General features: G+C 48.1%; 14 protein-coding genes and 1 tRNA gene. 8 read left to right on the forward strand and 7 right to left on the reverse strand.

Translation table 11 applies throughout. The features are described 5' to 3' along the window. The first annotated feature begins 119 nt into the window (after positions 1-119). Together QUB68_RS08875 and QUB68_RS08880 are read left to right on the forward strand one after the other, a co-directional pair. Positions 120-1,289 (forward strand): pyridoxal phosphate-dependent aminotransferase, encoded by a 1,170-nt coding sequence (locus QUB68_RS08875; protein WP_332991406.1) that lies wholly within the window; start codon positions 120-122, stop codon positions 1,287-1,289. 3 nt (positions 1,290-1,292) lie between these two features. After that, positions 1,293-3,194 (forward strand): aminopeptidase P family protein, encoded by a 1,902-nt coding sequence (locus QUB68_RS08880; protein WP_332991408.1) that lies wholly within the window; start codon positions 1,293-1,295, stop codon positions 3,192-3,194. On the opposite strand, the gene QUB68_RS08885 is transcribed toward QUB68_RS08880, so the two are convergent. The 4 genes from QUB68_RS08885 to QUB68_RS08900 all read right to left on the reverse strand — a co-directional run bounded on the left by QUB68_RS08885 (position 3,184) and on the right by QUB68_RS08900 (position 6,264). Next, positions 3,184-3,435: a ParE family toxin-like protein gene (locus QUB68_RS08885; protein WP_332991409.1), complete on the reverse strand. Its 252-nt coding sequence runs from the start codon at positions 3,433-3,435 to the stop codon at positions 3,184-3,186. The two genes, QUB68_RS08880 and QUB68_RS08885, sit on opposite strands and share 11 nt — an antisense overlap. Beyond that, on the reverse strand, positions 3,435-3,635 hold the full coding sequence (locus QUB68_RS08890; RefSeq protein ID WP_332991412.1) for a hypothetical protein: 201 nt from the start codon (positions 3,633-3,635) through the stop codon (positions 3,435-3,437). Before QUB68_RS08890 ends, QUB68_RS08885 begins: the two co-directional genes overlap by 1 nt. 49 nt (positions 3,636-3,684) lie before the next feature. Next, positions 3,685-3,757 (reverse strand) — tRNA-Thr (locus QUB68_RS08895). A gap of 347 nt (positions 3,758-4,104) precedes the next feature. After that, a complete protein-coding gene (locus tag QUB68_RS08900) occupies positions 4,105-6,264 on the reverse strand; it encodes a WD40 repeat domain-containing protein (RefSeq protein ID WP_332991413.1) in 2,160 nt (719 codons plus the stop codon). 363 nt (positions 6,265-6,627) lie between these two features. On the opposite strand from QUB68_RS08900, the gene QUB68_RS08905 reads away from it, so the two are divergent. From QUB68_RS08905 to QUB68_RS08925, 5 genes are all read left to right on the forward strand, one after another. After that, entirely contained in the window at positions 6,628-7,773 is a 1,146-nt protein-coding gene (locus tag QUB68_RS08905) for a sulfate ABC transporter substrate-binding protein (protein WP_332991414.1), read from the forward strand. Between the two features lie 198 nt (positions 7,774-7,971). Further along, positions 7,972-8,832, forward strand: coding sequence for a sulfate ABC transporter permease subunit CysT (gene cysT, locus QUB68_RS08910; protein ID WP_332991417.1), 861 nt, complete (start codon positions 7,972-7,974; stop codon positions 8,830-8,832). Next, a complete protein-coding gene (cysW, locus tag QUB68_RS08915) occupies positions 8,822-9,700 on the forward strand; it encodes a sulfate ABC transporter permease subunit CysW (protein WP_332991418.1) in 879 nt (292 codons plus the stop codon). The genes cysT and cysW overlap by 11 nt, the downstream gene beginning before the upstream one ends. 70 nt (positions 9,701-9,770) lie before the next feature. After that, positions 9,771-10,130 (forward strand): NIL domain-containing protein, encoded by a 360-nt coding sequence (locus QUB68_RS08920; RefSeq protein WP_332991420.1) that lies wholly within the window; start codon positions 9,771-9,773, stop codon positions 10,128-10,130. 574 nt (positions 10,131-10,704) lie between these two features. Continuing rightward, positions 10,705-15,816, forward strand: coding sequence for a DUF4347 domain-containing protein (locus tag QUB68_RS08925; RefSeq protein ID WP_332991422.1), 5,112 nt, complete (start codon positions 10,705-10,707; stop codon positions 15,814-15,816). A gap of 215 nt (positions 15,817-16,031) precedes the next feature. On the opposite strand, the gene QUB68_RS08930 is transcribed toward QUB68_RS08925, so the two are convergent. Continuing rightward, the gene (locus QUB68_RS08930; protein ID WP_332991424.1) at positions 16,032-16,412 is read right to left on the reverse strand and encodes a c-type cytochrome; all 381 of its coding nucleotides are present in this window, start codon (positions 16,410-16,412) and stop codon (positions 16,032-16,034) included. Between the two features lie 182 nt (positions 16,413-16,594). On the opposite strand from QUB68_RS08930, the gene petG reads away from it, so the two are divergent. Then, entirely contained in the window at positions 16,595-16,714 is a 120-nt protein-coding gene (petG, locus tag QUB68_RS08935) for a cytochrome b6-f complex subunit V (protein ID WP_006632329.1), read from the forward strand. A 197-nt stretch (positions 16,715-16,911) separates the two neighbouring features. Here the strand turns inward: petG and QUB68_RS08940 are convergent, their stop codons facing one another. Then, complete coding sequence (locus QUB68_RS08940; protein ID WP_332991426.1) at positions 16,912-17,994, reverse strand: glycosyltransferase family 4 protein; 1,083 nt, start codon at positions 17,992-17,994, stop codon at positions 16,912-16,914. A gap of 335 nt (positions 17,995-18,329) precedes the next feature. Further along, positions 18,330-19,400 carry a glycosyltransferase family 4 protein gene (locus QUB68_RS08945; RefSeq protein ID WP_332991935.1) on the reverse strand — a complete coding sequence of 357 codons (1,071 nt, stop codon included), beginning with the start codon at positions 19,398-19,400 and terminating at the stop codon, positions 18,330-18,332. Between the last annotated feature and the right edge of the window lie 16 nt (positions 19,401-19,416).

Genomic DNA, 19,416 nt, shown 5'->3' on the forward strand with positions numbered 1-19,416 from the left:
TTAAAATTACGTTGTTTTTTTCAGTCCGCGGAGGCGGACTTCCCTTCTGTAGACGCGGTTTCAACCGCCGTCTTATCTGATTACAAACAAATTTTATCCTAAAAATAGAGTTAAATTAAATGAAAAATCACCCAACTCGAATGCAATCGGTACAATCGCCAATCATCCCAGTAGTAGGCGAACTAATTCGGCAAAATCCGGGAACGATATCATTAGGACAAGGCATAGTTTACTACAATCCACCCCAAGAATCATTTAACAAAATCCCCGACTTCTTCGCCAATCCCGACAATCACAAATACAAAGCCGTTGAAGGAATCCCCGAATTACAAGATGCAATTGCAGCCAAACTCAAAACAGATAACGGCATAGAGATTAACAGCAAAAACTGCATAGTCGTTACCGCCGGCAGCAATATGGGATTTACCAACGCCATTCTCGCCATCACCTCGGCGGGAGACGAAATAATTATCCAATCACCCTATTACTTCAACCACGAAATGGCAGCAATCATGGCAAATTGCCAGCCAGTGATAGTAGAAACAGATGCCAACTATCAACTCAATATCCCTGCAATCAAACAAGCAATCACCGACAAAACCCGCGCCATCGTCACGATTTCACCCAACAACCCAACCGGTGTTGTTTATTCTGCCGAAGCACTCCGGGAAGTGAACGAAATTTGCCGCCAACACAATATCTATCACATCAGCGATGAAGCCTACGAATATTTTACCTATGACGGTGTTAAACACTGTTCGCCCGCAGCTTTTCCCAACAGCAGCGAGCATACAATTTCCCTGTTTACCCTTTCCAAAGCCTACGGTTTTGCGAGTTGGCGCATCGGGTACATGGTAATTCCAGAGCATTTGCTGGTTTCGGTGAGGAAAATTCAAGATACAATCTTAATCTGTCCGCCGGTAATTTCCCAGTATGCAGCCCTGGGAGCCTTGCAAGTTGGTCGAGTTTACTGCGATAATTATGTAAGGGCGATCGCATTTGTGCGACAACTCGTATTAAACGAACTCAATACCATCCCCAATCTGTGTACAATTTCCCCAGCCTGCGGAGCTTTCTACTTTTTCTTGAAAATTGACACACAGCTCGATACAATGGAATTAGTAGAGCGATTAATTCGCGAACATCACGTAGCAGTGCTTCCAGGTACAACCTTCGGGATGGATACCGGATGTTATTTGCGGGTTGCTTACGGCGCTCTGGAAACTGCAACAGCAGCAGCCGGAATTAGCAGATTGGTTAAAGGTTTGAAAACAATTTTAGGAGCATGAAATATGATTGCAAGTAACTTCAAAGCTATTCAAAATAATCAAGATTCAATCTCAGCTAAACTTGCAAATTTGCGAGTTATGATGGCAAAATATGACTTAGATTGCTATTTCATCCCAGCGGTTGACGAACATTTTAATTTATCAGTCCCAGCAGCTAAGCAAAGGCGAGCTTGGATTTCGGGTTTTACCGGTTCCGCCGGAGATTTGTTAGTAGGCAAAGATTCTGCTTGGTTGTTTGTAGATTCTCGCTATTACGAACAAGCGGATTTACAAGTCGATACGGGAATTATTCAAATATCTAAACTTGGCTTAGAAGAAAATTTAAGCTTGATTGAAACTTTAGAAAAATTGGCAGCAGAATCTGCCCAGAAATCAACCAAAATTAGATTTGGCTTTGATCCGTTTACTGTATCCACTGAGCAATATCAAAATTGGGTTAAAAAATTTGCAACTGCGGGAATTGAGCTAGTCTCAAGCCCGGAAAATTTAGCAGACAAAGTTCGACAAACAGTAGAGACTTTACCCGCGATTGACGAATCTCCCATATTTAGCTTACCTGCATCCCTGACTGGAGAAACCGCCGCCCAAAAATTAGCCAGAGTCAGGGAAGCGATGGCAAAAGCTAACATTGATGTGCTGCCGATTAGCAACCTCAATCAAATAGCGTGGCTGTTCAATCTCCGAGGCTCGGATATTCCCAACATTCCGATTTTTATATCCTACGCGATTGTCACCATAGATGCAGCGTTTTTGTTTACCAATCCTGAACGAGTTTCACTAGAAATTAAGCAAGAGTTGTCGGCGGATGTAACTTTGCTTCCCTACACAGACTATCCGTCAACTTTAGTATCTTGTGTCAGTTTGCTGAAAAAAGTTCGGGTGCTATTGGACTCGAAACACAGCACAGCAGGCACGTACCAGTTAATTTTAGACCAGCAAAGAGCTGGAAATAACATCGAAATAGTTTTTGAGCCGAATCCCGTAGAAGGGATGAAAGCTCGGAAGAATCCGGTGGAAATCGAGCAGATGAAATCGGCTAATTTTAAGGCGAGTCGAGCGAAAACTCTGACTTTAATGTGGTTGACAGAGCAGGTAGAAAATGGTAATGTATTGACAGAGTTTGATGTTAAAGAAACTGTCGAAGGTTTTTATCAGCAAGAAACTGATTTTCAGAGTTTATCTTTTAGAACGATCGCAGGTGCTGGATCAAATAGCTCGATCGTACATTACGGCACCCCAAGCCCCGAAGTCACGTTAAAACCCGGAGAATTGCTGCTGCTAGACTCAGGCGCGCAATATTTGGCTGGTACAACGGACGACACCAGAACCATGATTGTCGGGGAACCGACGGCGCTGCAAATCGAACACTATACAACAGTGTTAATCGCGCACATCAACTGTGCAGCGCAGCAATTTCCTAAAGGTACAACGGGCTCGCAGTTAGATGCGATCGCCCGTGCGGTATTATGGCAACAACAGCTAGACTACGGACACGGAACTGGGCACGGAGTCGGCGTATTTTTAGCCGTTCACGAAGGGCCCAATGGCATCAGCAAATCTGTCCAATATCCGCTGGAACCGGGAATGGTGACAAGCATTGAACCGGGATATTACGAACCGGGATGGGGCGGAATTCGTCTCGAAAATCTCTATATTGTCAGGGAAATGCCGTCAAAAAATGGTACTGTTTGGTACGGATTTGAACCGCTGACGTATATTCCGTTTGAGCAAAAATTGATAAATGTCGATCGGCTGTCAAAGACTCAATTACAATGGTTGAACAACTATCACGCTTCGGTAATCGAGAAACTGGAACCCGTACTCGATGCAGCAGCAATTGCATGGTTGAAAAAAGCGGCGGCTGCGTTAGGTAAAATTGATGTTGATGTTACTGTTAGCCAATAAGCCGATCGTACTCTGCGTGCGTGCCGATCCAAAACCACAAAATCCCCTCCTCAATTCCTAAACCCAGAGCTCGGTAGTCTTGTCCTACTCTGACTGACCAATACTTGCCGACTTTTTTGAAATGCAGTGATGGATGAGTTGGATCGGCTTTGAGTAATTCGTAACATCGATCGGCCGAAAGCTTTACGGCTTCAGGTAAAGCGTTGTAGCACTCCCAAAATCGACGAGTCGTGTTGTGCATCAAATTTCCCGATAGCGCCCCGCCTCAAAATCTGCGATCGCCTCAATAGCTAAATCTTCCAACTTACCGCCAGCAATATCTTGTTCTAACTGCTCGTCCCAACGCCGATAATCCAACTCAAAAAACCACTCCAGAAGTTGATGAAACTTATCTGGCGGTAGGTCAAGGATAGCGGCTTCAATTTGCTCGATCGTCAACATAGAGGTTATGACCTGTAGGTAGCTATATCTACAAAAATCACATTTATAAAGCTGGTGACAGGATTTGAACCTGCGACAGGCTGATTACAAATCAGCTACTCTACCAACTGAGTTACACCAGCAGTGAAACTTAATATAGCAAACTTATAGCCATTAGCGCAACCCCCCCAGCCATTTTTTTTTCAAATTCGCCCAAAAGCGCTTCCCGTAAGGGCAGAACCGGAATTATCGCCAAGAGAGCTAAATCCCGCAGTCGTGTTTTAGAGTCTTGGACGCACCGAGACCTCAGAAACCGGGTTTCTTCCTATATTTCTCGTCACTCAACCCAAATTTTCCAAGAAACCCGGTTTCTCGCCTCCGTGGGTAAATTTTGTTGAACTTCTCGCTGCGGGCTTTAAACCGGGCTGACTCGCAGCCAAAGCAGATTATCTAAACTAATGACTACTGACTGATGACTACTGACTCATCATTAATCGCAGCGCCAAATCTTAATCGTCTCATCCGCGCTGCCACTGGCGAGCAAATTGCCCGAAGGTGCGATCGCCACCGAGTATACAGTACCCGAATGCCCCTTAAGAGTGCTCAACAGCTCCCCCGTCTGCAAATTCCAAATATTAATCGTATTATCATCGCAGCCGCTAGCCAAAGTCAAACCGTCCCGACTGATAGCAACCGAATCGCCCCGACTCACATAATTCTGCAAAATATGCAGCGCCTCATTCATTCCTAAATTCGCTACACCATTCCCCTTCGCCGAATTAGAATTTAAAATCCGCAACAAACTGCCCGTGTGCAAATTCCGCAGCTTAATAGTATAATCATTGCTGACGCTAGCCAGAGTCTGACCATCCGGCGCGATCGCCACAGAATTCACCCCAACATTCAACCCCGAAAGAGTCCGCAGCAACTTACCCGTTTCCACATCCCAAACCTTACTCGTCGCATCCGAACTCCCGCTCGCCAATATCTTACCATCCGGGCTAAAAACCACCGCATTCACATTGTTAGAATGACCCCTCAAAGTCCGCAGCAACTCACCCGTCCGCAAATTCCACAGCTTAATCGTATTATCAGCCCCGCCACAGCTAGCAATTACCTGCCCCTTCGGGTTAATCGCCACCGAATTTACCTCCATAGAATGTCCTGGAAAAGTACACAGCAAATCACCGTTGTACAAATTCCAAAACTTAATTGTTTCGTCCGAACTGCCGCTGACCAACATTTTTCCGTCCGAGCTAATAGCCACCGAATTTACGCGATCGGAATGTCCCGTCAGAGTGCCAATTAATTCCCCTGTTTCTAACTTCCAAATCTTAATAGTTTTATCCCAACTGCCGCTAGCCAGAATTTTGCCATCAGGACTAATCGCCAGAGAATTCACAAACGACGAATGTCCCGGTAGCGTGTACACGCACCGCCATCTCAGATTTTTGAATTTGTGAGCTAACTCCTTCGCCCGTTTAGCTGCCGCCTCAGCTTCCTCTCTGCGTTTGAGTTCCTCCTCCTCCAAACGCTTAGCTGCCGCCCTAGCTTTCGCCTCTCGCAGCGCCAGCCGCCGCATCTCTCCCTTATAAGTTATTCGCTGCTGCTCCTGAATTTCTTTAAGAGTTTCCATATACGGTAGAGCCCAATCTTTAGAAAACCATTCCTGAGCAAATTCCGCTTCTAAATTAAATAGCTGAGGTTCGTGATTAAAATCGATATTTAAATAATACAAATCAGCTAAAAAAGCCGCCAACAACTTATGAATAGTCACAATTATTTGCCGAATAATCCGCAGGCTCACCTTTTCATCTTTACCCTCTGCCTCCAACTGGTGATAAACCTCTTCCCAATTCCAAGGCTGCATCGCCACTAGAGAAACGCTCTGATTGATGATTCCCCAAAAACCGACATGAAAATTAACTTCATAGTCGCTGATATCGCTGTACAATATAGCTGTCGGCACGGGAGACAAAACAGTCTGCAACCGCTCCACATCAATATCAGAAATCGGCTTTTTGAAATAATCTCCGTAAAACTGAACCGGACACAATTCTCCGTGTTGAGGGTAGTGCTGGTTCAAAAAAGATCTCAGCTTAGCGGGCAGCTCGATATTCAGATTGTGGCGAAACGAATCCGGGCAATCTTGGCTAATTTTTGCCGGAGCAACTAACAACAGCAATCGGTGCTGCTGCTGCTGCAAAATCTGTTCAGTTTCCTGCCTGCTCAAATTAGAAAACCAGTTATCTTTGTCCCAAATTGTTTGAATTTCGCTCAGCTTGACTCGAATTGCTTCTGATTGAAACTCCCGCATCAACTCGCGGGAAAGCCGGCTAATTACCCGCTTGTCTCTGACTTCTTCTGCTTTAACTCGATTAGCGCGTTCTGCCTTTACCCATTCTTCTTCTATGCTGGCGATCGCAATTAACTCTTGTTCTCTGATCTGCTGTCGCTGCAAATACTTCACTTGTGCTTTAATCCAGCGGGGGTCTTTTTTGATTTGCTGGTTCAAAGCAGAAGAACCAGACGGATCAATTTCTGCATAGCGTTCGTTGACAGCGCTTGCTCCCAATCTTTCTCCCAATTCGCAGGCTACAGGCTTCAACAGTTCAATTAGGGTATCTGAGACGGGGCGGGGTAAGGACATACCAGTTAAAACTTTTTCTTCACTTAAGGGCGAGCTCTTCGTCAGGCCGATCTCGCTGGGCGGGGACTCAAGGCATTGCCCCTACATTTGGGCGAGGAGCCAGCCTATCCGTAAGACCGATCGTGCAGCTTTACAGGCTTAGCACCCTAACTCAATCATAGTGTTTATACTGTTTGCATTTTACCGCGAATATGATGCGAAACCACCGACAGAAAAGACTTCAGGATATTCGATCGACCCTGAGTGCCCCTATTCGTTTTTTTTTGTTGCCATTTTTACCCGCGCTTGTTTATAATCGTACTTCACAACCATAATTACGGTATTCCGACCTAATAACCGTACTTTAGTCGAGGCACAAATATAATGACTCCGTGGCAACCCCTAACTCAACACTTTCAGCGGTCACAACAGCGATCGAGCGGCAAAAATCAATCGTTGACTGCGCTTAAAAGATTTGTGTCCCTATTCTTAGTGGGAATAACTTTAAGTCTGGCGATTGTATCCTGCCAGCAAGGAACACCAACAAACTCCGCAACGACTCCAGGCGGCGGTACCCCAGCAGCCAACAAAGGCAAAGTAGAATTAACCCTGGTTTCCTTCGCCGTCACCAAAGCCGCCCACGAAGCGATAATTCCCAAATTTATAGAACAGTGGCAAAAAGAAAAGGGCCAAACCGTCAGCTTTAACCAAAGCTACGGCGGTTCCGGTTCCCAAACCCGCGCGGTAATTGACGGATTAGAAGCAGACATCGTACACCTAGCCCTCGCCCTCGACACCGCCAAAATCGAGAAAGCCGGACTCATCCAACCGGGGTGGGAAAAAGAAGTCCCCAACGAAGGCATAGTCAGCAAATCCGTAGGAGCAATAGTCACCCGCGAAGGCAATCCCAAAAACATCAAAACCTGGGAAGATTTAGGCAAAGACGGAGTGAAATTAATTACCGCCGATCCCAAAACATCCGGCGTTGCTCGCTGGAATTTCCTAGCACTTTGGGGCTCGGTTCTCAAAACCGGAGGCGACGACACGAAAGCATTAGATTTTACCACCAAAGTCTACAAAAACGTTCCCATCCTGACCAAAGACGCCCGCGAAGCCACCGACGTATTTTTCAAACAAGGCCAAGGTGACGCCTTAATTAACTACGAAAACGAGATTATTTTGGCAGGTCAGAAAGGCGAAAAACCGACTTATACTATTCCCGACGTGAATGTGTCGATCGACAATCCGATCGCCGTCGTCGATAAAAACGTGGACAAACACGGCACTCGCGAAGTCGCCGAAGCATTTGTCAAATTTCTGTACACCCCAGAAGCCCAGCGAGAATTTGCCAAAGCAGGATTTCGCCCAGTAGATGCGACAGTCGCCGCAGAAGCAGAATTTGTCCAAAAATATCCCGCAGTCAAAACCCTATTTACAGCTCAAGATTTGGGAGGTTGGGGAGACATTCAAAAGAAATTCTTTGATGACGGAGCCGCTTTTGACAAAATCCAAGGTTCAATTAAACGCTAATTCCCGAAACCCGTTTACTCGTTCCCAGGCTCTGCCTGGAAACGCAGATCCGGAGGCTCTGCCTCCCTGTAAAGCTTTCTGATCTTCCTCACTTGCTGTTTCGTCAAAAAGCAAGGCAGAGCCTTGAAATCGGCATTCCCAGGCAGAGCCTGGGAACGAGCAAGTCCTGACTACAAACGAAGAAATACTCAAACCTAAATGGCAGTATCATCTCCAGCAACTAACGCTCAATCTCCGATCGCAAATATCAAAAGGGCGATCGGCAAAATCACCCTACCTTGGGGAATAACCATCGGCTACCTCAGCCTCATGCTATTTCTGCCAGTCACAGCAATGCTGCTAAAAGCCAGCACAGCAAACCCCGGCGAATTTTGGAAAATAGCCACCAGCCCGATCGCCCTTTCCGCCTACGATGTCACCTTCTTTACGGCATTAATCGCCGCCTTAATCAACGGAGTCTTCGGCACATTAATTGCCTGGATATTAGTCCGCTACGACTTTCCCTTAAAACGGATTATCGATGCAGCAGTCGATTTACCCTTTGCACTACCGACATCCGTAGCAGGTTTAACCCTCGCCACAGTTTACAGCGATAACGGCTGGATCGGTTCGCTGTTTGCACCCTTGGGAATCAAAATATCATTTACTCGCTTGGGCGTAGGAATAGCAATGATCTTTATTTCCTTACCCTTTATCGTGCGGACTGTACAGCCAGTTTTACAGGAAATGGAAAAAGACATCGAAGAAGCAGCTTGGTGCTTGGGTGCGTCTCAATTCCAAACCTTCTGGCGAGTAGTTTTACCGCCGCTATTTCCATCAATTTTAACCGGAGTTGCCCTCGGATTTTCGCGAGCAGTTGGCGAGTACGGTTCTGTTGTAATAGTAGCTTCCAACGTGCCGTTTCAAGATTTAATCACGCCAGTCTTAATTTTCCAAAGATTGGAACAGTACGACTATGCAGGAGCCACAGTAATCGGCACTGTCATGTTAGGTATTTCCCTGGTAATGCTGTTTGCAATCAATATTTTACAAGCATGGAGAAGACGCTATGACGGCTGATATCAATTTATCTAAAAACTACACAGTTCCGCCAGCGGGCTCGTCACGCAGCAACGAAAAAGCCTGGGTAAAGCCAACTTTGATCGGAATTGCGATCGCCTATCTCGGCCTCGTCTTATTTATTCCGGCTCTGAACGTTTTTTACCAAGCTTTCAGCAAGGGATTCGAGCCATTTTTCACTAACTTAACCTCACCAGATTTTCTGTCAGCAGCACAGCTTACCCTGCTAATTGCTCTGATAGTTGTACCTGTAAATACAGTATTCGGTTTGTGTGCAGCTTGGGTAATCGGCCGTAACAAATTTCCCGGACGCACCCTATTAATCACCATTTTAGACGTGCCATTTGCCATCTCTCCCGTAGTTGCAGGTTTAATGATTGTACTGCTTTACGGTCGGCTTGGATGGTTCGGGCCGTGGCTGGAAACTGCCGGAATTAAGATTATCTTTGCTTTCCCCGGAATGGTGCTAGCTACTGCTTTTGTCACTCTACCTTTTGTCGCCCGCGAAGTGATTCCCGTTTTGGAAGAAGTGGGAACGGATCAAGAAGAAGCGGCGAAAACTTTGGGAGCAAATGATTGGCAAATTTTCTGGAATGTCACGCTACCGAATATTCGCTGGGGATTGCTTTACGGAGTGATTTTGACAAATGCTAGAGCAATGGGAGAATTTGGAGCTGTCTCTGTGGTGTCGGGAAATATTGCTAAAAAAACCCAAACTTTGCCTTTGTTTGTCGAGGATGCTTATAAACAGTATGCGACGCAAGCAGCTTTTTCCGCTGCGGTTGTTCTCGGTTTTTTAGCCGTGGTTACTCTCGTACTTAAGGAGATTTTGGAACAAAAAACGAGCATTAAGGAGGTTAAAGAATAAAATCAAACCATGTGTTTTTGCGCTCTCTCGCTCATCGCAAATCCTCGTAAATGTAACATAGGAGACTAAAATGTTAACTCAAAATACTGGCGAATCTGAATTTGAGCCGATCGACAATTTTCACCAAACTCAACAATCAGACATCCCGCACACTGAGTCAGGAGACAACAGACCAACTCAAACCCGCATTCGCATTCGTGTTCCCAAAGAATACCATCAGGAACCTGTAATCTCTAACCTGATTTCGCAACAGGGTTTGACGGTAAATTTTAATGCAGCTTTATTGGGTGCTAAAACTACCGATGATGGTTGGTTTGATTTGGAACTTAATGGTACTGCTCAACAGATTGAAAGTGCTTTGATTTACCTGAACGATTTAGATGTAGAAATCTGGAGCAATTCCAATCATCCCGATGAAGAAACTTGGTAAAGGTTTGTAGTGAGGATTTTAGTCCTAGTAGTTTTATGAGGACTGAAGTCCTCACTACAAACCTATTTTATTGCGGTTGTGCGATCGCCCAAAATATCATTCAGCAGCTAAAAAACACCAAGTAACATCAGTTAACAGCCCCCTGCCACGACTGATGACTCTTAGCTGACAAATATCGATCGCCATCAGTTAATTATTTAATTGACAATTTTGACACAATCTGGTACATATCCCATCTCTGTGACCAAACATTATCTAAAAAAATAGCGCGCAAGTTTTCTCCAACATTTTTATAACAGCCGGAACAACATCCCCCTTTAAAACTTCTAAACAATCAAACTAACTCACTTATGGTAGGCTTGGCATAAACAAACGTTTTTGTCAATATTCAATTGAGGTAAAAGTTGGGGGCGCTCCTCTTGGTTGGCGTAGCCCCGATAGGGACGGGCTTTCATCTTTAGATTGCGAAAGCTAAGGCCAACGACCGGCATCCGCAGCGGAAAAAAGATCTAAAGCGGCTGCGCTTGGTTTGTGCTATGAATTTGATGTGTGTGTGTACCAGAGGAATTTAATCATGGAACTCGACAAAAGACCGAAAAATCAGATAGTTTTTGCAGATTCACAAGTTACAGATTGCGAAAATTTAACAGAAACCGCGAATTCCGATACAGAAGTTGTTATCCTGAAGGGCGATCGCGACGGCATCGAGCAAATCGCCGAAACACTTAAACAGCGAAAAAACATTGCAGCCATCCACATTTTATCTCACGGCGCATCAGCCAGCTTGCAACTGGGAACGACAGAGCTCAATCTCAGCAACATTGAAAGCTACCGTAATTATTTAGAAACATGGTTTGCTTTACCAGCAGCAGAGACAAACTTAAACTCTCCAATTACAGCTAAACCAGAAATTCTACTTTACGGTTGCAACGTCGGCGCTGGAGAAGCCGGTGTCGCCTTCGTGCAAAGGCTGAGCCAGCTCACCGGAGCAAATATTGCCGCTTCCGATAACTTGACTGGTAGTGCGGCCCTCGGTGGAGACTGGGAACTAGAAGTAACTACGGGCAATATAGAAACACCTTTAGCATTTTCAGCAGCAGCGAGAGAAGCCTATAGTGGTGTGCTGATTAACCTAGACGTTAACAACTTTAGCGAACTAGACAATGCTATTAGGGTTGCCAACACCAACGCTGGCCCAGACACAATCACCATTAAGACCAACTTCACCCTGACAGGGTTGCTACCCAGCATTACCGGCCCTACTGATATTATTGGCGGCGGTTTCAAAATCACCGGCAGTCCCACAGCCCGAGCCTTTGTAGTTAACAGTACCGGCCTAGTCAGCATCTCCAACCTCACCATTGATTCTGCAACAGCAGTAGGAGGAATCGCACCGGCTGGTGGTGGTGGTGGCGCTGCGGGTTTAGGCGGCGCACTTTTTATCAACAGCGGCACAGTCAACGTTGACAGAGTGACTTTCTCGAACAACCAGGCGATCGGCGGTGCAGGTGCTGCTGGAATCGGTGGCAAAGGTGGCACTGCTGATTTCGGTGGTGTTCCCTTTGGAGGCAGCCCTGGCACCGCTTTCCCAACTGCGGCCAGCGCAGGTGGTAGTTTTACCCCCAATGGCAACCCCGGCAACAGCGGTTCTCCTGGCTTCTCCGCAGGTGCCCCTGCTGGTAGTGGTGGTGCTGCTGGCGCCGGCGGCAATGGGATCGGGCCTGCTGGCGTAGGCGGCAGTGGTGGCACTGGTGGCGCTGGTGTGATCGGCTCTATTGGTGGTGGCGGTGGTGCTGGCGGTGCTGGCGGTGCTGGCGGTACTGGTGCTATCACCAACGGTGGCGGTGGCGTTGGTGGTGCTGGTGCTGCTGGTGGCTTCGGCGGCGGTGGCGGCGCAGGCGGTACTGGTGGTACGTCTACTCCCCCTGCTCTTGCTGGTGCTAACGGCGCAGGCGGTGCTGGGGGCTTCGGTGGCGGTGGCGGCGCGGGAGCTACTCCTGGTGTCAGCACTGCTATCAATCTCTTCACCCCTGGTGGGACTGCTGTCGCTACCGCAGGCGGTGGCGGTGCTGGTTTAGGTGGTGCGATTTTTGTCGGTGGCGGCAGCTTAACCTTGACCAACAGCACCTTGTATAGCAATACAGTCAGGGGTGGAAATGCTGGTGCTGCTACCGCAGGTGCGGGTACAGCCGCAGGCGGTTCAATTTTTGTCAACTTTGGTGCTCAAGCCACCCTGACTAACAACACGATCGCCTATAACTCTGCCACAGCGGCTACTGTTGGCGCACCGCCTAGTCTGATTGCTAATGGCGGAGGAATTTACAACAACGGCGGTACTGTCACGGTCAAGAATACGATCGTCGCTGGCAACACTGCTGCTACCAACACAGATGTGACAGGGGCATTTATAGGGAACAATAACCTGATTGGAGTTCTCGGCACTAGCACGGGTTTTACAGGTCAGGCATTAGCGGTTCCTCTGGCGACTGTATTAGCACCAGCCGCCGCTGCCGGACTCAACGGCGCAACTGCTCCCGCTCCTTTCACCCTTGCCTTAGTTGGCAACCCCGTCGTCACCACTAGCAGTAATCCTGCAATTGGTGGAGGCGACAACACGGCGATTGTTGGAGCTACAGACCAACGCGGCACAGGTTTCCCTCGCCAAATTAACAATACTCTCGTTGCAAAACCCAATGTTGACATCGGTGCTTACGAGTATGGGCCGGTTGTCCAGGGTCAGAAATTCAACGATATCAACGGCGACGGCGTTAAAGCTGCGACAGATCCAGGTCTAGGGGGTTTTACTATTACCGCAGGAACCCCGACTTCTACTACATCTGTCACTACTGCTGTTAGCTCTGCGGTTGCTGCAACTTTGGGTCAATACACCCTCACGGATACTAAGGCAAACACTGCGATCGTAGAAACGTTACAACCGGGCTACGTCCAGACGTTAGCACCAACAGTGACCACTGGTACTGCTGATGTCTCTAACGCCAACTTCGGTAATTTCCAGAAAACCACGATCGCGGGCAAAACCTACACCGATGTCGCCGGCAACGGCGTTTTAGATATTCCTACCGACACCGTATTAAACGGCGTCGTAGTCAATCTCTACAAAGACACCAACAACGACGACATATTCCAAGCAGCCACAGATACAGTTGTCGGCACAGCGCAAACGACTGCGGGAGCGGGAGATTACCTATTCCCAGATATCGGCCCGGGCAAGTACCTGATCCAAGCCACTGCCCCAGCCAACTCCAGCATCTCTTTCCCCGCTGCGGCAATTCCAGTTACCGCCGCTAGCGGTACTCCCGTCACCCTGCAAAACTTCGGCATTTTCCAAAACATCACCGTCAGCGGCAGGGTATTAACCGACGTGACCGGTAACGGGCTGAGTCCTGACGATACGCCCCTCAACGGTACTACTGTTCGCCTGTTCAAGGATACTAACAATAACAGCACTTTAGATACCAGTGACGCCCCAGTCGCCACTCAAGTTTCCGGCACAGCGCCTGCGGCTCCCGGCACTTATAGCTTCACTGGCGTAGGCAGCGGTCGGCACTTTGTGAGAGAAGATGTCCCCGCAGGTTTCTCACAAACCGGCGGCCCGACTTTTTATACAGTTAACCCTGTTAGCAATACGCCGATCGTGGGTCAAGACTTCGGGAACTTCCAAGTCGGCAAGATTAGCGGGATTAAATTTAACGACCTCAACAGAAGTGGCACTCAAGATGCCGGCGAATCACCGCTACCAGGCTGGACAATCTACTTGGATGCCAACAACAACGGCACTCAAGAGGCAACCGAAACCGTCGCCGTCACCGATGTCGCCGGTAAGTATCAGTTCACCAACCTGCTAGCCGGCACCTATAACGTGCGGGAAGTACAGCAACCGGGCTGGATACAAACCTTGCCCGCCGCCAACCCAGCCACGCCTACCATTTCCACCGCGTTGCAGGTTGCCGTCACCAGCGGTAGCGACTCCCAAAACAACAACTTCGGCAACTTCTTCCAGACGAGCACCATCAGCGGTCAAAAATTCAACGACCTCAACCAAAACGGCGTTAAGGATGCTACGGAACCTGGGCTAGCTAACTGGCAAATCTTCCTCGATAGCAACCCACAAAATGGAGTCTTCGATCAAGGGGAAATTACCACGGTCACCAATGCTGATGGCACCTACACTCTGCGCAACGTACCCGCAGGTACTTTCCAGGTAAGAGAAGTACCGCAAACTGGCTGGATTCAGACGACAGCTAACCCCGCCGACGTTATAGTTAATGCCGGAGATGCCATCCCGGGCATCAACTTCGGTAACTTCCTGCCCCAACCGGGCGCGATCCGAGGTCTCAAGTTCCAAGACACTAACAAGAATGGCATTCAGGATGCCGGAGAACCGGGTTTAGCCAATTTCCAAATTGTGTTAAATAAGGTGGTGACTGGAACCGCTCCCGCTCCTACTCCTGCGCCCGCTCCTGTTACCACCACCACAGACGCCAGCGGCAACTACCTGTTCGCCAACCTAGCGCCGGCAACCTACAGCGTCCGGGAAGTCAACCAAACTGGGTTCACCCAAAGCACCCCCAACCCTGCGGACATCACGCTGACTTCGGGTGCTATTGTCACCGGCATCAACTTCGGGAACTCCCCGACGCCGACGCCGATTATCACGACGCCGACGCCGACACCGCCGACGCCGATACCGACACCTGTTGTCACGACTCCGACACCTGCACCTGCACCGACACCGACGCCGACACCGCCGACACCGACGCCGACGCCTGATCCTGTGCCGACACCGACGCCGACACCGCCGACACCGACGCCGACGCCTGATCCTGTGCCGACACCGACGCCTGATCCTGTGCCGACACCGACGCCTGATCCTGTGCCGACACCGACAGATTTGGTTTGCCCTGATGACTTCCCCAGGATTGCGGCTCCCAATCTGCCGGCCACTCCTTCACGGAACAATGTTATCAACGGCACTAACGGCAACGATACGCTCGTGGGCAGTGCCAACAGTGACTCTATATTCGGGTTGGGTGGCAACGATTTGGTCTTCGGCCAAGAGGGTGGCGATTACATCAATGGCAACACCGGCAACGATACCGTCTACGGCGGCATCGATGCCGATACTCTCTTTGGCGGCAAAGGCTTTGACCTGATCTTTGGCGATATCAGCGACGATACGCTTTATGGCAATCGCGGCAACGACTCGATCTCTGGCGACCAAGGCAATGACGTATTGTACGGTGGCAAAGGCGACGACGTAATGTTGGGAGGTCTCGACGATGACGTGCTATTTGGCGATCAAGGCAATGACACTCTCTGCGGCAATGAGGGTAACAATACCTTGCTTGGTGGCGCTGGCGATGATTTGCTCTTTGGCGGCAGCGGCGATGATTTGCTCTTTGGCGGCAGCGGTAACGATATCCTGATCGGCGGTACCAGCGCCAATCGCTTTCTCTTGGCTGCTGGCCCGGGAACTGACACGATTATCAACTTTACGCCCGGATTAGATTCGCTGCTGTTGGCGGGAGGCTTGGACTTCAATCAACTGTCACTTACCCAAACTAACGGCTCGACGGCGATCGCGAACAACAACCAGATTTTGGCTGTAGTGGCGGGCGTGCTGCCTAACCAGCTATCGGCGAGCAGTTTTGGCTTGCTGGTTTAGTCTGTAGTCCTTAGTCCTTAGTAGGCATTGGTGTCAACAATCGCCTAAAAACCTCTGTATCTCTCGTTTAGACGCGAGTCTCGATCCCCCTAAATCCCCCGATCGAAGGGGGACTTTGAGCCGACTCCTGTCCCCCCCTTTTTAAGGGGGGCTAGGGGGGATCTCGATGATTGTGGACTCAGACAACAGAACGATAATTCGTTCCCCTGCTGTGGTTAAATTTGTTCGAGATATTTCAGCAAGTCGGCCATTTCTTGCGGGTTCGGCTGAAACTGTGGCATTGGCGGGGTTCGCCCGCTGGTGACTTGGCGGATCAGCTCGAATTCGGATTTGCGATCGGACACTCGATGCAAGTTGGGCCCGACTTGACTGTCTGCAACGGATATATGACAGCCGGCACAGTTCATTTGAAAGATAGCCGAACCCTGAAACTGGTCACCCGTAAGGGACAGTACGCTTTTGACGTAGGGATCGGCGACTTGAAACTGACGAATTGTCAGACTCGCCAAGATGATGGCAAGCAACACCGCGATCGCAAATATGACAATTCGCTCGATCGGGTTTTTAAGTTCATTCGTGGCAAGTTGGTGATTCAAAGGAGTTCAATTTAAAAAAACTATCTACAAGAAAATTTATTTCTCATTACATAGCTTAATCGTTCGCAGCGGGGAGAGCAAGCTCTCATACCCCCAGAAGGCTAAAGAATGCGAAAATTCATCTGTGTAAGTGCTGGTAATATTAAAAATAGGTTGTTAAATCTTAACGTTAAGGAGCTCTCATGGTAGAACCGCTGCTTTCAGGTATTGTTCTGGGTCTAATCTTTGTTACTCTGGCGGGGCTGTTTTTTGCTGCTTATCAGCAGTACAAGCGCGGCGATCAGTTGGGTATCAACAAGTAGAGGGGCTTACAGTCCCTCGGTGAGGCGGAGGGGGAGATGGGGAGATGGGGAGAGGGGGAGAGGGGGAGATTGGAAAAATCATCCTTCTTCCTTCTTCCTTCTTCCTTCAATCCGTTACATCCGTTACATCCCGTACATTGCTCGCTGCCGAACTTCCCTCTTCCTTCGGTCAACTGTCAACTGTCAACTGTCAACTGTCAACTGTATCGATCGAGAATCGCAGCAGTTTCCCGGCCTGTCTTTTCCCAGCTAAATTCTTTTGCTCTAGCCAAACCGAGTTCCCGCAACTGCGATCGAGCTTTGGCATCGGTTGCCAGCTCTTGCATAGCAGAGGCAATTTCCGCGACGCTGTAGGGATTGACTAACCGTGCGGCATCCCCTCCCACTTCTGGCATTGAAGATAGGTTAGATGTGATCGCAGGAGTGCCGCAGGCCATTGCTTCGAGCACGGGGAGGCCGAATCCTTCCCAAAGACTGGGGAATACCAGGGCGATCGCCCGGTTGATGACTTTGGGCAAGTCAGCCGCGGGGAGGTAATTGAGGAATTTTACGCGATCGCACAATCCCAATTCTTGAACCTGCGCCTTCAGCAGCGGCGTATAGCGTTTATCTTCCGAACCTGTGATCCACAATTCGTACTCGGAATTATTAGGTAAAGCCGCAAAGGCTGCGACAACTCGCTGCACGTTTTTATGAGGATTGTGGCGGCCCATATACAGAAAATAATTGCTTGTTGGCAAATCTAGAAACTTAAAAAAACTGGCATCGTAGCCGGGAAAAATTCGTGTAATTAAAGAACTTGGAATCTTACAAAAATTAGTAACATCATTGGCAGTTGATTCGGAATCGCAGATGATATGTTCAGCCTGCCGCAACACTTGGGGAATGTAGTAGCGGTGATAAACTGCCAAAGGATCGAAGCGGCGGGGAAATCGCAGCGCAATTAAATCATGTACTGTAATTATATATCGACAACCGGCAAATAGAGGAGCTTCGGGAATTGGCGAAAATAACAGGTTAGATTTGAGCTGTTTGTAAATTTTGGGGAGTTGGGTTTGTGTCCACAGCAATCGGTTGACGTGTCCTCTGCTTCCTTGTTCTGGTGTGAGGTTGGCTGGGATTTCGTAGCAGTTATTATTGGGAAATTTTTGGGCGGTGAGTAAAGTTGGGTTGAGGGTTTTTAGGTGGGGAAATAGGTTTTTGGCGTAGATTGCTAAGCCGGTTGGTTCGGAAATTAGGAAGGAGAGATTAATTAGCAGATTAGATTGGGGGTTTGGCATATAATAAGTAGGTCATTGCGAAAAACAATAGTATCTTGTAGGGGCGGGTTTAGCCGATAATCTCTGAAACAAACCAGTGGATTAATGCAAAACCCGCCCTCCCCATCTAAAAATCTCTGAAACAAACCAGTGGATTAATGCAAAACCCGCCCTCCCCATCTAAAAATCTCTGAAAAAAACCAGTGGATTAATGCAAAACCCGCCCTCCCCATCAAATGTTTATTTGTCCCCATCTACTTAATGTCAGGATTGCGGTTTTGGGCTGGATTTTTTTGTTTAACCGCAGAGGGCGCAGAGGGCGCAGAGGGAGAGAATGAAAGATAGAGAGAGAATATTTAAAGATATTGCTGTAAAATATTAGCGGTTGCTTCTCCGGTTTTATGCCAGCTAAATTCGGCCGATCGCGCTAAACTAGCTTTTTTTAAGTTCGATCGCACTTTTGAATCTGTGGCTACCGTTTGCATAGCTGCGGCTATTTCTCCGACACTGTAAGGATTGACTAATAATGCCGCATCTCCGGCTACTTCTGGCATCGATGACAGGTTGGAAGTGATGACTGGTGTACCGCAGGCCATTGCTTCCAAAATCGGCAAGCCAAAGCCTTCCCAGAGTGTGGGAAATACTAGGGCGATCGCCTGATTCATCAGTACGGGCAGTTGAGCGTATGGCACGTAACCGAGAAACTTTACCGAAGATTGTAAACCTAATTCTTCAACTTGTGCGATCAACTGCGGCGTGTAAGCATTCGGAGGCCCGGCTAGCCACAATTCGTAGTTTGTGCGATCGGCTAAACTGGCAAATGCTGCAATTAATCTTTCCAAGTTTTTGTAAGGATCGTGTCTACCGGTATAAAGAAAATAATTTTTAGCTGGCAAGTCGAGACATCTAAAATTAATATTATCACAAGCTAGGGGAATTGCGGTCATTTTTTGACGCGGAATCTGGTAAAAGTTAGCAACATCTATCACCGTTGCTTCAGAATCGCAAATAATATGTTCAGCTTGTCGCAAAACCTGCGGTATGTAGTAGCGGAAATAAGCTGTCAAGCGGGAAAATTTTTGGGGAAATCGCAAAGGGATCAAATCGTGAACTGTAACTATGTAGCGGCATCTGGAATATAAAGGTGCTTCGGAAATTGGCGAAAATATTAAGCTTGACTGCAATTTGTTGTAAATTTTAGGTAAGTTAAATTGAGTCCACAGCAGTCTGTTGATTTGTCCTTTCGGGCCTCGATCCGGTCTGATGTTATCTGGGATTTGATAACAAGTATAATCGTCAATTTGCTGGGATGTAAGTAATGTTGGTTCTAGTTTTTGAAGTTGGGGGAAGAGATTAGCGGCATAAGTCCCAATGCCTGTTGGTTCGGGAGTTAGGAAGGATAAATTGATTAACAGTTGATTGGACACGCTTTGAGTAAAAATT

The sequence above is a fragment of the Microcoleus sp. A006_D1 genome, assembly GCF_036702805.1.
Classification (GTDB): domain Bacteria; phylum Cyanobacteriota; class Cyanobacteriia; order Cyanobacteriales; family Microcoleaceae; genus Microcoleus.

Excerpts from the sequence above, each read along its gene's own strand:
- QUB68_RS08925 (WP_332991422.1), top strand. The coding sequence starts at position 10,705 with ATGGAACTCGACAAAAGACCGAAAAATCAGATAGTTTTTGCAGATTCA.
- QUB68_RS08880 (WP_332991408.1), top strand. The coding sequence starts at position 1,293 with ATGATTGCAAGTAACTTCAAAGCTATTCAAAATAATCAAGATTCAATC.
- QUB68_RS08905 (WP_332991414.1), top strand. The coding sequence starts at position 6,628 with ATGACTCCGTGGCAACCCCTAACTCAACACTTTCAGCGGTCACAACAG.
- QUB68_RS08920 (WP_332991420.1), top strand. The coding sequence starts at position 9,771 with ATGTTAACTCAAAATACTGGCGAATCTGAATTTGAGCCGATCGACAAT.
- cysT (WP_332991417.1), top strand. The coding sequence starts at position 7,972 with ATGGCAGTATCATCTCCAGCAACTAACGCTCAATCTCCGATCGCAAAT.
- cysW (WP_332991418.1), top strand. The coding sequence starts at position 8,822 with ATGACGGCTGATATCAATTTATCTAAAAACTACACAGTTCCGCCAGCG.
- QUB68_RS08940 (WP_332991426.1), bottom strand. The coding sequence starts at position 17,994 with ATGCCAAACCCCCAATCTAATCTGCTAATTAATCTCTCCTTCCTAATT.
- QUB68_RS08875 (WP_332991406.1), top strand. The coding sequence starts at position 120 with ATGAAAAATCACCCAACTCGAATGCAATCGGTACAATCGCCAATCATC.
- QUB68_RS08900 (WP_332991413.1), bottom strand. The coding sequence starts at position 6,264 with ATGTCCTTACCCCGCCCCGTCTCAGATACCCTAATTGAACTGTTGAAG.
- petG (WP_006632329.1), top strand. The coding sequence starts at position 16,595 with ATGGTAGAACCGCTGCTTTCAGGTATTGTTCTGGGTCTAATCTTTGTT.
- QUB68_RS08890 (WP_332991412.1), bottom strand. The coding sequence starts at position 3,635 with ATGTTGACGATCGAGCAAATTGAAGCCGCTATCCTTGACCTACCGCCA.
- QUB68_RS08885 (WP_332991409.1), bottom strand. The coding sequence starts at position 3,435 with ATGCACAACACGACTCGTCGATTTTGGGAGTGCTACAACGCTTTACCT.